12 protein-coding genes and 2 other annotated features are annotated in these 13,225 nt (G+C 37.8%); of the genes, 4 read left to right on the forward strand and 8 right to left on the reverse strand.

Going from position 1 to position 13,225, the window contains the following annotated elements; genetic code table 11:
• The first annotated feature begins 304 nt into the window (after positions 1–304).
• Positions 305–542: a binding site (T-box leader), on the forward strand.
• Positions 543–665: 123 nt separating this feature from the next.
• Positions 666–2,237: a 2-isopropylmalate synthase gene (locus AC3WSK_RS16320; protein ID WP_079562200.1), complete on the forward strand. Its 1,572-nt coding sequence runs from the start codon at positions 666–668 to the stop codon at positions 2,235–2,237.
• A gap of 98 nt (positions 2,238–2,335) precedes the next feature.
• On the opposite strand, the gene metG is transcribed toward AC3WSK_RS16320, so the two are convergent.
• The 4 genes from metG to rsgA all read right to left on the reverse strand — a co-directional run bounded on the left by metG (position 2,336) and on the right by rsgA (position 6,795).
• Complete coding sequence (gene metG / locus AC3WSK_RS16325; protein WP_492414223.1) at positions 2,336–3,970, reverse strand: methionine--tRNA ligase; 1,635 nt, start codon at positions 3,968–3,970, stop codon at positions 2,336–2,338.
• A 185-nt stretch (positions 3,971–4,155) separates the two neighbouring features.
• Positions 4,156–4,422: a binding site (T-box leader), on the reverse strand.
• A gap of 164 nt (positions 4,423–4,586) precedes the next feature.
• Complete coding sequence (locus tag AC3WSK_RS16330) at positions 4,587–5,234, reverse strand: HAD-IA family hydrolase (RefSeq protein WP_079562198.1); 648 nt, start codon at positions 5,232–5,234, stop codon at positions 4,587–4,589.
• A gap of 55 nt (positions 5,235–5,289) precedes the next feature.
• Complete coding sequence (gene fosM / locus AC3WSK_RS16335) at positions 5,290–5,715, reverse strand: FosM family fosfomycin resistance protein (protein ID WP_079562197.1); 426 nt, start codon at positions 5,713–5,715, stop codon at positions 5,290–5,292.
• A gap of 51 nt (positions 5,716–5,766) precedes the next feature.
• Positions 5,767–6,795, reverse strand: coding sequence for a ribosome small subunit-dependent GTPase A (rsgA, locus tag AC3WSK_RS16340; protein WP_427483506.1), 1,029 nt, complete (start codon positions 6,793–6,795; stop codon positions 5,767–5,769).
• Positions 6,796–7,214: 419 nt separating this feature from the next.
• Between rsgA and AC3WSK_RS16345 the strand changes: the two genes are divergently transcribed.
• Entirely contained in the window at positions 7,215–8,297 is a 1,083-nt protein-coding gene (locus tag AC3WSK_RS16345; protein WP_427483384.1) for a type III polyketide synthase, read from the forward strand.
• A 1-nt stretch (position 8,298) separates the two neighbouring features.
• On the forward strand, positions 8,299–8,841 hold the full coding sequence (locus AC3WSK_RS16350; protein WP_492414224.1) for an isoprenylcysteine carboxyl methyltransferase family protein: 543 nt from the start codon (positions 8,299–8,301) through the stop codon (positions 8,839–8,841).
• A 75-nt stretch (positions 8,842–8,916) separates the two neighbouring features.
• On the opposite strand, the gene AC3WSK_RS16355 is transcribed toward AC3WSK_RS16350, so the two are convergent.
• The 4 genes from AC3WSK_RS16355 to AC3WSK_RS16370 form a co-directional block, all read right to left on the reverse strand.
• On the reverse strand, positions 8,917–9,711 hold the full coding sequence (locus AC3WSK_RS16355; protein ID WP_492414225.1) for a hypothetical protein: 795 nt from the start codon (positions 9,709–9,711) through the stop codon (positions 8,917–8,919).
• 14 nt (positions 9,712–9,725) lie between these two features.
• Positions 9,726–10,004: a hypothetical protein gene (locus AC3WSK_RS16360; RefSeq protein WP_240518307.1), complete on the reverse strand. Its 279-nt coding sequence runs from the start codon at positions 10,002–10,004 to the stop codon at positions 9,726–9,728.
• Entirely contained in the window at positions 9,997–10,572 is a 576-nt protein-coding gene (locus AC3WSK_RS16365) for a hypothetical protein (protein ID WP_079562191.1), read from the reverse strand. The genes AC3WSK_RS16360 and AC3WSK_RS16365 overlap by 8 nt, the downstream gene beginning before the upstream one ends.
• Before the next feature lie 141 nt (positions 10,573–10,713).
• Entirely contained in the window at positions 10,714–11,352 is a 639-nt protein-coding gene (locus AC3WSK_RS16370) for a BMQ_0737 family morphogenetic spore coat protein (protein ID WP_079562190.1), read from the reverse strand.
• 308 nt (positions 11,353–11,660) lie between these two features.
• On the opposite strand from AC3WSK_RS16370, the gene AC3WSK_RS16375 reads away from it, so the two are divergent.
• Positions 11,661–13,112, forward strand: a complete 1,452-nt coding sequence (locus AC3WSK_RS16375; RefSeq protein ID WP_492414226.1) for a hypothetical protein — start codon at positions 11,661–11,663, stop codon at positions 13,110–13,112.
• Positions 13,113–13,225: the final 113 nt, after the last annotated feature.

Here is a 13,225-nt window from a genome sequence, read left to right on the forward strand (position 1 = left end):
CGCACAGTTAAAACATTTGTTGCTGCCGCTTCGCTTTCGCACAGTTAAAACATTTGTTGCTGCCGCTTCGCTTTCGCGTAGAGCAGAGCTTCCTGGGGGCGTCCGATGAGCCGCTTGGGGCAACAAATGTTTTCTGTGCGAAAGCTAGCGGCAGCGACAGGATGTGATCCTTTTAGCCTTCGTTCCTCTATATCGCTGATCCCCAAGGAGTTGCCCACCACAACAAGACAGAAAAGAAATAATTTTTAGAATATTATTGACAAATCAGAAATATCGCAGTATGATTGCTTTCAACAACACATTATTGTAGGCCAAGATTGGAAATAGTAGAAATGCAAGTGTACTTGTAGAGAGTCGGTGGTTGGTGCAAACCGATAGACACACATTTCGAACTCGTCCATGAGCCACTCCCTGAACTCTAAGTAAGGGACGTCGGTTTCCTCCGTTAACGGGATAGACAGTGATAGCTGTCGATAAGGGGGCTTTTTCTGTAAAGTGAAAGTCAATTAGAGTGGTACCGCGAGCATAAACTCGTCTCTATATTTTTATATAGAGGCGAGTTTTTTTATTTTTATTGGCCTAGGTGTGGTTTTCGTCTCTAGCAGAGCTAACGGTTCAAAGCAGAGACAATATCAATATTACTACTACAAAAGGAGTGTTTGAAAATGGGAAGAAAAATTTGGGTGTTTGATACGACTTTACGTGATGGCGAGCAAGTGCCAGGTGCAAAACTGAATTTATATGAAAAAGTAGAGATTGCTCAGCAACTCAAAAAATTAGGCGTCGATATTATCGAAGCTGGGTTCCCTGCTTCATCACAAGGAGATTTTGATGCCGTTAAAGCTGTTGCACAAAAAGTTGGGAATACAAGCGACATTATGATTACTGCTTTAGCACGTGCTGTACAGGCAGATATTGACGCTGTTTATAATGCTGTAAAATACGCAGAAAACCCTATGATTCATATGGTACTCGGTACTTCTGATATTCATGTTGAGAAAAAATTTAGTAAATCCAAGGATCAAATTCTACAGATTGGCGTAGATGCAGTAAAATATGCGAAAACTCTTCTACCACAGGTCCAGTATTCAACAGAAGACGCTTCTCGTTCAGATTTCGAGTATCTTTGGAAGACGATCGAAGCCGTAATGAAGGCTGGTGCAACGATGATAAATGTACCTGACACAGTCGGTTTTGCAGAACCAGAAGAATTTGGAGCGATGATTTATAAACTAAATGAGCGTATGAAAAATTTAGACGATAGTGTTCTGTTAAGTGTTCATTGTCATAATGATCTTGGTATGGCAACTGCTAACACGCTTGCTGCGATTAAAAACGGCGCAGATAAAGTTGAATGTACAATTAACGGTATCGGTGAACGCGCAGGAAATGCTGCATTAGAAGAAGTCGTCATGGCATTGAAGACACGTAGCTCTGTATACAATGCTAAGACGCGTATCAACACAAGAGAAATTATGAATACGTCTCGTCTTGTTTCAAGCTTTATGGGCTTAGACGTACAAGTAAACAAAGCGATTACTGGAGATAATGCCTTTGCCCATTCATCTGGTATTCATCAAGACGGTCTTCTTAAATCTCGTGATGCCTATGAGATTGTCCACCCAGAAGATGTAGGTCTTGACGATATGGAGCTAGTCCTGACAGCGCGCTCTGGCCGTCACGCGGTGAAAAATGCTCTTGAAAAACTTGGCTTTTCAAATCTTACAGCGGATGAATTCGAAGGAATCTTCGAAGGCTTCTTAAAGCTGGCTGATGCAAAGAAAGAAGTTTACGATCACGATTTATATGTTATTGTAGAAAGCTATTATGAAAAGCATGACGCAAACAATGCTAATGCCACTCACTATAGTGATCAGTTCTTTGACTTCGATGATTTACAAGTCGTCAGCAACGTAAGCTTCCCTTCAGCAAGCGTGAAAGTCCGTAAAGGCGGCGAGGTATTTAAAGCAAGCGCAGTTGGCTCAGGTCCAATCGATGCCCTTTATTCTGCCATCGCAGAAATTACGAACATTGATGTAAAACTTGTGGAATATAATATTAATAGCGTTTCGCGCGGTAAAGAAGCGCTTGGAAAAGTAAAAATTACAATCGAACATGAAGGCGAAAAGTATATCGCCAAAGCTGCAGATACAGATATTTTAAAAGCGAGTGCGCTAGCTTATATTAATGCGATTAATAGTATCGTTGTTGCTAAATTAACGCCTGTTATGAATTAAATAATAGATCAATTATACCTCGGCATAATTGCGTCCAGAATCGGAAAGAAGTTAAAAGCAGTATGACACTATTTGGAGTCATACTGCTTTTACTTTTCTTATCGACTGCCCTCAACTAACTTTTGATATTCCTCTTCAATTAGTGCAACATCAAGACGTTCAAACAGCGGTGTCACTTCGCTAATGCCTGTTGGTAAGTCTACTTGTTCATGCCACTTCACTTCTTTGATTCCTAACATTTTTCTCACCTTCTCAGCTGAAAACGGTAAAAATGGATGTAATAGTTGTCCAAGGTTGGCAATGATATAAACACATGTCGCTAATGTTTGATTTCCAGCTTCCACATTCTCTTTCACCTGTAGCCATGGCTGCTGCTCATCAAAATAGCGATTAGCCGCACGAATATATTCAAAAACAGCCTCTAACGCTTGCTTAAAATGACCCGATTCTATATGATTCCCAACATCATTAAACAGCTGAATTGTGTGTGTTCGAATAGTGTCATCTACCTCTGCATGAGGCACTTGACGATCAAACGATTTCTCTAAAAACTTCAATGTGCGATTAACAAAATTACCGTAAGCGCCAAGTAATTCGCCATTATGACTATAAATAAATTCTCGGTAAGAGAAATCCGTATCGCGATTTTCTGGCGCATTCATTGTTAAAAAATATCGAATGGAATCTGCATCGTATCGACTTAAAATATAAGGCACCCATACCGCCCAGTTTTGACTCGTTGATAATTTTCGTTTTTCTAATGTTAAATATTCGTTTGATACAATATGTGTAGGTAATGCCTTTGCTCCCATCCCCATTAAAATGGCCGGCCATATAACTGTATGGAAAGGGATATTATCTTTACCATGCACATAATATGAAATTGTTTCTTCATTCCACAAATCTTCAATCGCTATTTGGTGCTGCTTTGCCCATTCCAAACTCGCTGTTAAGTAGCCTGCTACTGCTTCAATCCACACATATATTTTTTTGCCTTCAAAACCTGCTACTGGCACATCTATCCCATTTGGTAAATCCCTTGTTACAGCACGGTCCGGGACCCCTTCTGCCAAGTAACGCTCTGTTAAACCTAAGGCATTGTCTCGCCAGTGTTTTTCTACCTTTGCCTCCGCTAAATACGTCTCTAGCCTCCCCTGAAACTGACTAAAGGCAAAATAAAAATGCTCTGTTTCCTTGATAATTGGCGCATCCCCACAAATCTTGCAGCGTTTGTCGATTAAATCGAGAGGGTCTAAAATGGTTGAGCAATTATCACATTGGTCACCACGTGCCTTCGCACCGCAGTTTGGACAAATCCCCTCGACAAATCGGTCAGGCAAAAACTGCTTGTCCGTTTCACAATAAGCCTGTTCAATTTTCTTTTTGTATAAAAAATTGTTCGCTAATAGCTGCAAAAAAATTGTTTGAACAGATTCATGATGGTGCTGCGCATCTGTCCGCGTATACAAATCATAGGTAAATCCTAATTCATCGAAGCATTTTGAAAACTCTTCGTGATAATGATTAGCAATTGCTTCCGTTGTCGTTTTTTCCTGTGCAGCCCGAATAGAAATCGGGGTGCCATTACAGTCACTCCCTGAAACATATAGTACCTTCTCGCCCTTTTGTCGATAATATCTAGCCAAAATATCACCCGGTAATAATGCGGCAACATGCCCTAAATGCAAAGAACCATTTGCATATGGCCACGCGCCTCCAATAACAATTGTCATCCTAAGTTGCTCCCCTCGAAAAAATGTAAAAAGTGTAGATTAATTACGCCTCGGTGTAATCGCGTCTGGATTTTGATTGTGCTAGCACAATTCTTCCTTTCAAAACCCGCGACATCCGCCGGAGGCTTTATCTTCATTCAGGCAAGTCCTGAATGAAGATAAAAAAAAACGCCCTAATCAAAATTGATTAGGACGAGTTTACCCGTGTTACCACCTATATTTACAAATAGCTCTCACTATTTGCCTCCATCAGTGCGTCTCATTTCAAATTTCAATGAGAGATACTGCCGCTGTTGTAACGAGTGCCCATCTCGTCGTAATCTACTCGCAAACTTGCTTTCGGTACGAAGCTCAAAGGTCATTTTCAAAAGGGGACATTTACCTCATTTCCACCAACAGAGGCTCTCTATATAATGCTTATCCAATTTACTTTTCCTTATCAATGCTTTTATTATAGATTTCCACTATCTTACTCTTTTTGATTATGAATTGCAATGTATGTCGATAAATCGTTCCTATTTCTCGATAAACTGAAAAAGATGGCGATAAATCATTCAATCTTCTCGATAAACCGAAAAAGTTGGGTGATAAATCAGAAAATGTAGTCGATAAAGTTTTATCCTAACTTTAAATCAAGTAACTCTTTTAAATCATCAATAACAATGTCCGCTTTCTGTAATTCTGTTTCCTGTGCAAAGTCGAAACGAACACCAACAGAGAATAACTGATTGTCATGAGCTGCTTGAATATCAGAAGAACGATCACCAACAACTACTCCGTGTTCAATGGCATTCTCTTCAATTACCTTTTTCACTAAATCCGATTTATGACCACTCGAAATGGATTGAATACTATATGTACCTTTAATAAAACGTTGTAATTGATAAGTTTCTACTATCGCCTGTAAATACTCAGTTTGTCCATTACTAGCAATGAATAAATCATAGTTATCCGCCAAAGTGGCAAGTGTTTGCTCTGCATGTGGGTACAATGCACCCTGACGATTCCGTATTTGTTCAATAAGCTTAACGTGGAATAATGCATTGCTTTCTTCCCGTGTCCCTAGCGTGTGTCTAGGACATAACGTTTCCCACACAACAGGTAATGAAACACCCATAATTTCGCGGTATTTCTCTATTGGTGTTTCTCCCTGCCATAAGCCCTTTGCACGTAGCACATCGAACGTCGCCGCTAGTGCTGGCTCTAATATTAGATTTGTTTGAAATAAAGTACCATCCATATCAAAAATAATAGCTTTTTTCATAAAATCACCCCTTCTACTATTATCAACGTAATCATCAGAAGGAGTGTTGCAACCTTTAGACATCAAAAAACTCCATATGCATTTTTTCCTTTTTATAATAATTCAATCGATCCTGTAAAGTCCCTGTATGAAATTCGAACTTATGACCGTCTGGATCTGTGAAATAAATCGATTTTTTATCTCTTACATCTCTTTGTCTACCTTCTAGGATATTGACATTAAGTTGGATTAACTTTTCATACATTTTATCAAAATCATCCTCATGGATAGAAAAAGCTATATGTGTATAGGATTGATGTATTTCATTACGAGGGATATCCTTTTCTACATTCAGGGCAAGCCACAGCCCATTTACATCAAAATAGGCTGTACTTTTCCCCTTCACTAATAATTTTGCGTCAAAAACCTTTTCATAGAATGCAATGGATGCCTCTAAATTGGAAACTGAAAATAATAAATGATTTATGTTTTGGATTGTCATATGTGTGTCCCCCAACTATGAGATAACCGTTCACCCCATATCAAGTTTCGTTTAATTTGATTTTTTACCTTTCTTCCCCTTCGCAATTTGCTTTGATTTGCGTTGCTCATTAAGTTTTGCCTGTGCATTTGCTTTTCGTTCGATAAAAGCAAGCTCTCTTTGCAATTTAAAGTAGCTTTGAAGACGGGATTGTTCAAGCACACCATCTGTAATAGCTTGCTGTACAGCACAATGCGGCTCCTTCTGATGTTTGCAATCTCTGTAATGACAGGCTGCAGAAAGTTCCTCAATGTCCTTAAAACTAGAGGATAAGCTGTCACTCTGATCCCATAATTGTAATTCTCGCATTCCAGGTGTATCGATTAAACAGCCACCACCTGGCAATAAAACTAATTCACGATGTGTAGTTGTATGGCGCCCCTTCGCATCATCTTCACGAATATCCGAAACCTTCATATAGTCCTCACCACTAAGGGCATTCGTCAATGTGGATTTCCCTGCGCCAGAAGAACCAAGTAATGCTCCTGTTACGCCTTCCGTAAATAGCGCACGAATATCCTCTAAGCCCTCCCCTGACAGAGCACTAGTCACAAAAATATCCACACCGAACGTTACAGACTCAACCTCACGTATCTTACTAGAAACATCTTCACACAGATCTGCCTTCGTCAATACAACGACCGGCTTCGCACCTGAATCCCACGCAGCTACTAAATAACGTTCTAAACGACGAATATTAAAGTCTGCATTTAAGCTCATCACTAGAAGTACGATATCAACATTCGATGCTACAATTTGCTCTTGTACTTCCGCCCCCGCGGCCTTCCGTGAAAAGACTGACTTTCGTGTAAACAATTTATGAATAATCGCCTTTTCCTCACCAGGCATTTTCTCAACTAGCACCCAATCCCCAACTGCGGGAAAATCCTCACGTGCTAATGATGTATACGCGTAATGTCCAGCAATCGTTGCCAGCCACTCCCCTTCTTCAGCCAGTACACGATAGGAATGCTTATGCTCCAATGTAACCCTAGCCGGCACACAGTTCGCTAGCTTAGCCTCCTGTTTAAATCCAGTCATTTGCTCTTCAAAATATGTTAAAAATCCTAAAGTTGTTAAATTCAATTTGTTTTCCTCCTAAATATGCATATCGTTTATCATCACTTGAAAATAAACACAAAAAAACCATGTCTCTGCGCAATTCGGCAGTTACAAGGTTCACAGGCACATTTAAGAGAATATACAAACACCACAATCATGAATTAAATCTCGTTACTACGTGTGGTTAAATTGTATATTTTAGGCGTGTGAAATTGAACAAACCGAATTGCTGTTCGTTAATAGCGGCTTTATTCATCATGTCACATCACCTACTTTCGATTTTGTTATTTTCAATATAACGGAATCTTCCGAAATTGTCAATTATAACTTACAAGCATGTATCCCCTCCCTACCTGCATATAATAAACAAGACCACTATTGGCGAAGGAGATGTTGAGTTGTCAAAAATCATTTCGATCAGTACATACAAACCACCTTACACATTACAACAGACAAATGCAGAGGAGCTAACGAAGGAACTCTTTCATGCAAAAATCCCTAAATTAGAACGCTACTTAAAAGTGTTTGAGAATGGTGGTATTGCAACACGCCATTTTTGTGTGCCACCGGAATGGCATCGTATGGATCATTCCTTCGAGGAACGTAACGATTTATATATTGAGCTTGCTACACAATATAGCGTTAACGTCATTCAAGCCTGTTTACAAAATAAAACGTTTTTACAATCACCGATTTCTCCTGAAGATATCGATGCTATTATTTTTGTGAGTAGCACAGGCATTTCCACACCGAGTATTGATGCACGGGTTATGAATCAACTTCCTTTTTCAGACCGACTTAAGCGTATTCCACTTTGGGGACTTGGCTGTGCTGGTGGTGCAGCTGGTGTTAGTAGAGCCTATGATTTTTGTCGTGCTCATCCGGAAGCAAAAGTTCTTGTCGTTTGCGTTGAGCTTTGTAGTCTAACCTTTCAGCCAAATGATTTTTCTAAAAGTAATTTAATTGGTGCCTCTCTTTTTGCGGATGGCGCAGCATGTATACTCGTCTGTGGAGACGAAGTGAATATCGCAGTAAAAAAATCAACACCTACTATTATCGGAACTGGCTCTAAGTGGATGCCAGATTCAGAAAATGTTATGGGCTGGAATATTAAAAATAATGGCCTACATGTCATTTTTCAGAAAAGCATTCCTGCCATCATCACCAATTGGCTCGGTCCATTCATTGAACAATTTTTATTAGAACATGAACTGTACAGTGAACAGCTTAACCATTTTATTGCGCATCCTGGCGGTAAAAAAGTATTAACAGCCTATGAAGATACACTTTATTTAGCTCCCCAAAAAACCGACATTTCTCGGGAAATATTAAAATATCATGGAAATATGTCATCTCCTACGGTGCTATACGTGTTGGAGCAATTTATGTTAAATGAAGGACAAGTAGAGGATACTGGTTTGCTCGTCGCTCTTGGCCCTGGCTTTTGTGCTGAAGCTGTATTACTTAAATGGAGGGAGTAACATGATTATTTACATTATTTTGATCCTCGTCATTCTACAAAGATTGACAGAAGTTTTCATTGCAAAACGCAATGAAAAATGGTTGCTCTCACAAGGGGCATATGAAGTTGGTTCCTCTCATTATCCGTATATGGTTACTTTGCACACCGCCTTTTTCGTGTTTTTAATGATTGAAGTAGTTACTAATCATAAAAGTGTATCGCCTTTATTTCCGTTATTATTTTTATTATTTATTGCCGTTCAAGCATTACGCATTTGGTGTATCCGCTCATTAGGGTCTTTTTGGAACACAAAAATACTCATATTGCCTAATGCAGAAGTGGTACGGAAAGGCCCTTATACATTTATGCGTCACCCAAATTACGCAGTGGTTTGCTTAGAAATTATTCTTCTGCCTTTAATGTTTCAAGCATATTTCACAGCCTTCTGCTTCACACTTTTAAATATAACAATGCTATCTGTACGCATTCCAATTGAGGAAAAAGCTTTACGAGATGCAACAAATTATAATCATGTATTTCACAAGAAGATTTCGGAGTCCTAGCCGAAATCTTCTTCCAATTTATAATATAAAAAGGCTGTTTCATCTTACTTTTGAAACAGCCTTTCACAGCATACTTTATACAGTTTTATCAGTATTTATTTCTATTGTTAGCTCGTTCAATTTGTGATCCAGGTCCTCAAGCAAGCGTAATTTATGATTCAACTGTTTTTCAAAATCCATTGATTGAGCCAATACCTTATTCACTTGGGCATCTACACGTGTCAGGAATTCGGGATCCATCGTCGTTTTTCCACTCAGAGAAGGGCTTTGTTTTTTTACATCTGCTAATTCTTCCGATAATTTTGCTACCTCACTGCTTTTCTCCTCTATTTCTTTGACTAAATGCTTATTAAGATTGTCTGAATCGGTTTGTTCTAAACGGGATCTGTCGATGGCTTCAATGATCGACTTCATTTGTTGGCCTATATCTCTCGTAAAGACATTCAACTTATTTTCAAGGCTATCCACTGTAATCTTATCTGAACTCATAGAAAGTAATTCATCTTTAGTGAAATTTAGAGATTCCTTTATTAGCTTATTTTCTACACGCAGTTCTTCCAGTTCTTTTAATAAACCCTCTATCGAAGAAAGTTGTTTTTTCTTCTGGATTTCTCTTGATTGTATATCATCATAGTAAGTTTTTATTGTTCTATCATGGTCTCTCTTCAGCTTTAATAGCTCCATCGAAAGCTCCTTCTTCTGTTTTGTTAAATCAACATTTTCTCGCTCTAATCTCAGTATTAGTGAATAATAATCACCATCTCTAAGCCTTTTAACTTCATTTTTATACTTCGCTAATTCGGCTCTTAAAAAAATGATCATTTGTTGAAGCTGGATAGGATCATTGTTTTTGACAATATCATTATCCACACTTACACCTCCTATCACGACAATTTTTTAAGTAAACTAATCACTTCTTCAAATTGCTCCTTACTCTCCTCTAACACCTCATCAAGCTGCTTAATCATCTTAATTTCTATTTCCTCATCGCCAACTTCATTAGCTATTCTCTTTTCTCCTGCTATTAAATGGGTAATAAGTAGATTCAACGTGCCTTTTTCGAGATAAGCAAAGCTATTGTTTTCCTCATTAATATAGTTAGGTAGATTTGCAAGCTGTTCCTTAATAATTTGATGGGCAACACTATCTATTTTTTCACTCATTTTCATCCTCCTGTATATAACTCATTCCATTGAGATTAATAGGATTTAAGACGACGATACCATCTTCTAACTGATCACAATATGTAAAACCCATAATACTTCCTGAATAAGATGAATTATTACCCCATTTAATTTGAAAGTTAGGAAATGATAGTGTCTCGTTTGGCTCTAACGTTGTTTTTCCTATAGGTCTAAGCCAAAACTCCTCTTTGCTCGATTGATCATTAATTCGCTCCCAGCTACTATTTCCTTTTAAATTTGGTGCGAAATGTTCATAGACATACCTTCCTGAAAAGGAGAATGGGGAGTCTTCAGGTAGCTTTATACATAGAGAAGGATTCGTTATAGGCTGAGTACCTATATTACGAATATGATAAGAGCCCAGGCATAAGCTTTCCTCATCGGGATTATATGAAATATTGATTGAGGATGTAAAATAACTAATAACGTTGACACTTTCCGGAACGATCAACTCCTCAATCGCTTTTTTCATTTCATGAACATAAAAATCCGTTTGTTTTTTCAACTCATTTATTTTTTCTTCTACACGATTGATGCGAGTAAGCATAATCAGTACCCCCTTACTAATAGTATTGAATTAATCAAATTGAATTCAAACTTCTTTATATGACAGTTACGTCCTTTCATAAAAAAAAAGAGAGGATTATCCTCTCTTTACAATATGATTTTCTTCTATGTGTTAGTACCATTAACCAGCAGGTGGGAATACAGAAGGGCATTGCGCTGGGCGAACTACACCCGGACACGCGAACGGTAATTCTGCTCTTGGCTCGCAGAAAGTCGCTAAGAATTCCACAGTAACTGGGAATGTAGATTGAATACTTTGGCAAACTGATATAGTAACTACTAATGCAGAAAACGTAATTGTACCTGCTCCAGGTGTTAGAGTTCCTGTTGAACACACGAAACAATCTAAATCTGTGAATAAAATTTCTACATCTGTCCCTTTCGGCGCACATAATGTAACTTGTTCACAACGTGAAACTGTAATAGGATTGCTTGTAAACCTAGTACCATTTGGTAAAGTAACAACTAATGTAAGAGTAAAGTTCTTTTGAATAGTCAGATTTTGAAGACATACCGTTGCACCATCAATGGAGAACTGACGATTCTCACGGTTCAAAATAACAATAGGATTAGTTGCTCTTGGAACTACAGTACATGTAACCACTGCACCTGTTAGGTTAGTAGTTGCTGTTACTCCTGGAAAAGTAATTGGTCCAGTAGTAGAAAACTCAAACGACGCTTCCTTTACAATCCAGTCGAATACCTTATCGACGTTTATACAAATTGTTTCCTGCAATTGGGATGGCATATTATCTTGCATCCTTTTGACACCTCCATATTTTTTTTACCTTTCGTTTGTATCTTATGTTTTCTGACTAAAAGTGCATGGGCTAAAAAGTAATTCGTTCTGATTTTTATTTAATCAAGTATGCCTCGGCATACTTGTAGCTGTCGTACAGAAAATAATTGATGAAAGAAGTTAAAATACTTAAGTATCAGTATGTATCGTTATTAATTACATCGCCTCTTCTTAAGAAGAAACAAAAATGTTTGAAAGGACCGGTATATTTGTAACAGAAAGTAAATATTTTTAATAAAATATTAATGGACTGAAAGGGGGGAAATGCAATGGAAGATTCAAAATCAAAATTGTACTCCACTCAAGACATTGAAAAATTGAAGCAAAAAATAGAAACCTACAAGGACACGTTAACTTCATTAAAAACGGGAACTTCAATGGAAGATTATTTATTTATGAAAATTGATTTTGATGGGATTAAAACGCAAATGGCACTTTTAGAAGGGCTAACTGAAACAATAGATGATAAGCAAAATTCACAAATCGGAGGCTATGAGGAGCAGATAAAACTTCTATCAGCACAAATTGAGTCTCTGAATCAAACGATTGAGGAAATGAACCAAGAATTATTAAGGGTTTTAAACAAATTACTCACTATTGAAAATACTGAAGCTCCAACCGCTACACCTAAAATTGAAAACACATCCAAATCTATTGCTAACGGTGTACAAAGGGATCTGATCATTACACAGACAACAAACCAATCGGCGATTACATCAAAACAGCCATCTTATAAAATGCTACAAAGTCTGGCAGGAAAAGTAATAAATGCGCAATTAGATGGTAACAATGGTATACCTTCTGCTCACAACGAAAATCAAAGAAATGTACCTGAAGAACGCCATTTTAATCAACAATATTTTCAATCAATAAATACTCATCCAAGCCAAATATATAATGGTTTATATAGAAATACCACTACCAAATCCACCTTCCATTTTAAACACGCTACCAATGCACAGGAAATTCCAATTAGTGTTTATGAATCTAATACTTTACCGCATGCCGAAATCCATAATTCCACTGGCAACGATCTTAATACGGAAAATTTAGTTAATTACGGAGAACCCGAAAAAATTAATAACACTGTCACTATAGATGAAATGAGCTCTGTAATAACAAATGAGCCTGTCACTTCTGAAGTAGCTGAAGTAATTAACGAACATGCCATTCTCGAAGTTTCTAAAGTAGTTAATGAACATGCCATTCCTGAGGCTTCTGAAGCAGTTAATGAACATGCCATTCCTGAAGCTTCACAAGTAGTTAACGAACATGCCATTCTCGAAGCTTCTAAAGTAGTTAATGAACATGCCATTCCTGAAGCTTCTCAAGTAGTTAATGAGCATCCCATTCCTGAAGCTTCTCAAGTAGTTAATGAGCATCCCATTCCTGAAGCTTCTCAAGTAGTTAATGAACATGCCATTCCTGAAGCTTCTCAAGTAGTTAATGAACATGCCATTCCTGAAGCTTCTCAAGTAGTTAATGGGCATCCCATTCCTGAAGCTTCTCAAGTAGTTAAGCAAGTCGACACAAATACATCCACCACTTTAAAAAGTAACGAATTTGAAGTCTTTGAAGCTACGCCAGAGGAGAAATATGAAACACATATACAAATAGAAGAGATAAACAAACAACCTGAGCTAAAAGAAGAAGCAACTGAAGAAGGGCATAAAAAAGAAAAGAACTCTTTGTTTTTCAATTTCTTTCGAAAATGGAGTTAGTTTAAAATTAGGATGTACAGTGTTTAGCAAACTGGAGAAGTATACGATGAATAAGTCCAATAAGTATGAAAATACATATTGGACTTTTTTATGTTCAATTGAAAAAACAAGTC

It is taken from the genome of Lysinibacillus sp. EB271-A1-10B, from assembly GCF_058791335.1.

Bases quoted from the DNA above. Each gene is read 5' to 3' on its own strand.
- AC3WSK_RS16320 (WP_079562200.1), top strand. From the start codon at position 666: ATGGGAAGAAAAATTTGGGTGTTTGATACGACTTTACGTGATGGCGAG.
- metG (WP_492414223.1), bottom strand. From the start codon at position 3,970: ATGACAATTGTTATTGGAGGCGCGTGGCCATATGCAAATGGTTCTTTG.
- AC3WSK_RS16330 (WP_079562198.1), bottom strand. From the start codon at position 5,234: ATGAAAAAAGCTATTATTTTTGATATGGATGGTACTTTATTTCAAACA.
- fosM (WP_079562197.1), bottom strand. From the start codon at position 5,715: ATGACAATCCAAAACATAAATCATTTATTATTTTCAGTTTCCAATTTA.
- rsgA (WP_427483506.1), bottom strand. From the start codon at position 6,795: ATGACTGGATTTAAACAGGAGGCTAAGCTAGCGAACTGTGTGCCGGCT.
- AC3WSK_RS16350 (WP_492414224.1), top strand. From the start codon at position 8,299: ATGATTATTTACATTATTTTGATCCTCGTCATTCTACAAAGATTGACA.
- AC3WSK_RS16360 (WP_240518307.1), bottom strand. From the start codon at position 10,004: ATGAGTGAAAAAATAGATAGTGTTGCCCATCAAATTATTAAGGAACAG.
- AC3WSK_RS16365 (WP_079562191.1), bottom strand. From the start codon at position 10,572: ATGCTTACTCGCATCAATCGTGTAGAAGAAAAAATAAATGAGTTGAAA.
- AC3WSK_RS16370 (WP_079562190.1), bottom strand. From the start codon at position 11,352: ATGCAAGATAATATGCCATCCCAATTGCAGGAAACAATTTGTATAAAC.
- AC3WSK_RS16375 (WP_492414226.1), top strand. From the start codon at position 11,661: ATGGAAGATTCAAAATCAAAATTGTACTCCACTCAAGACATTGAAAAA.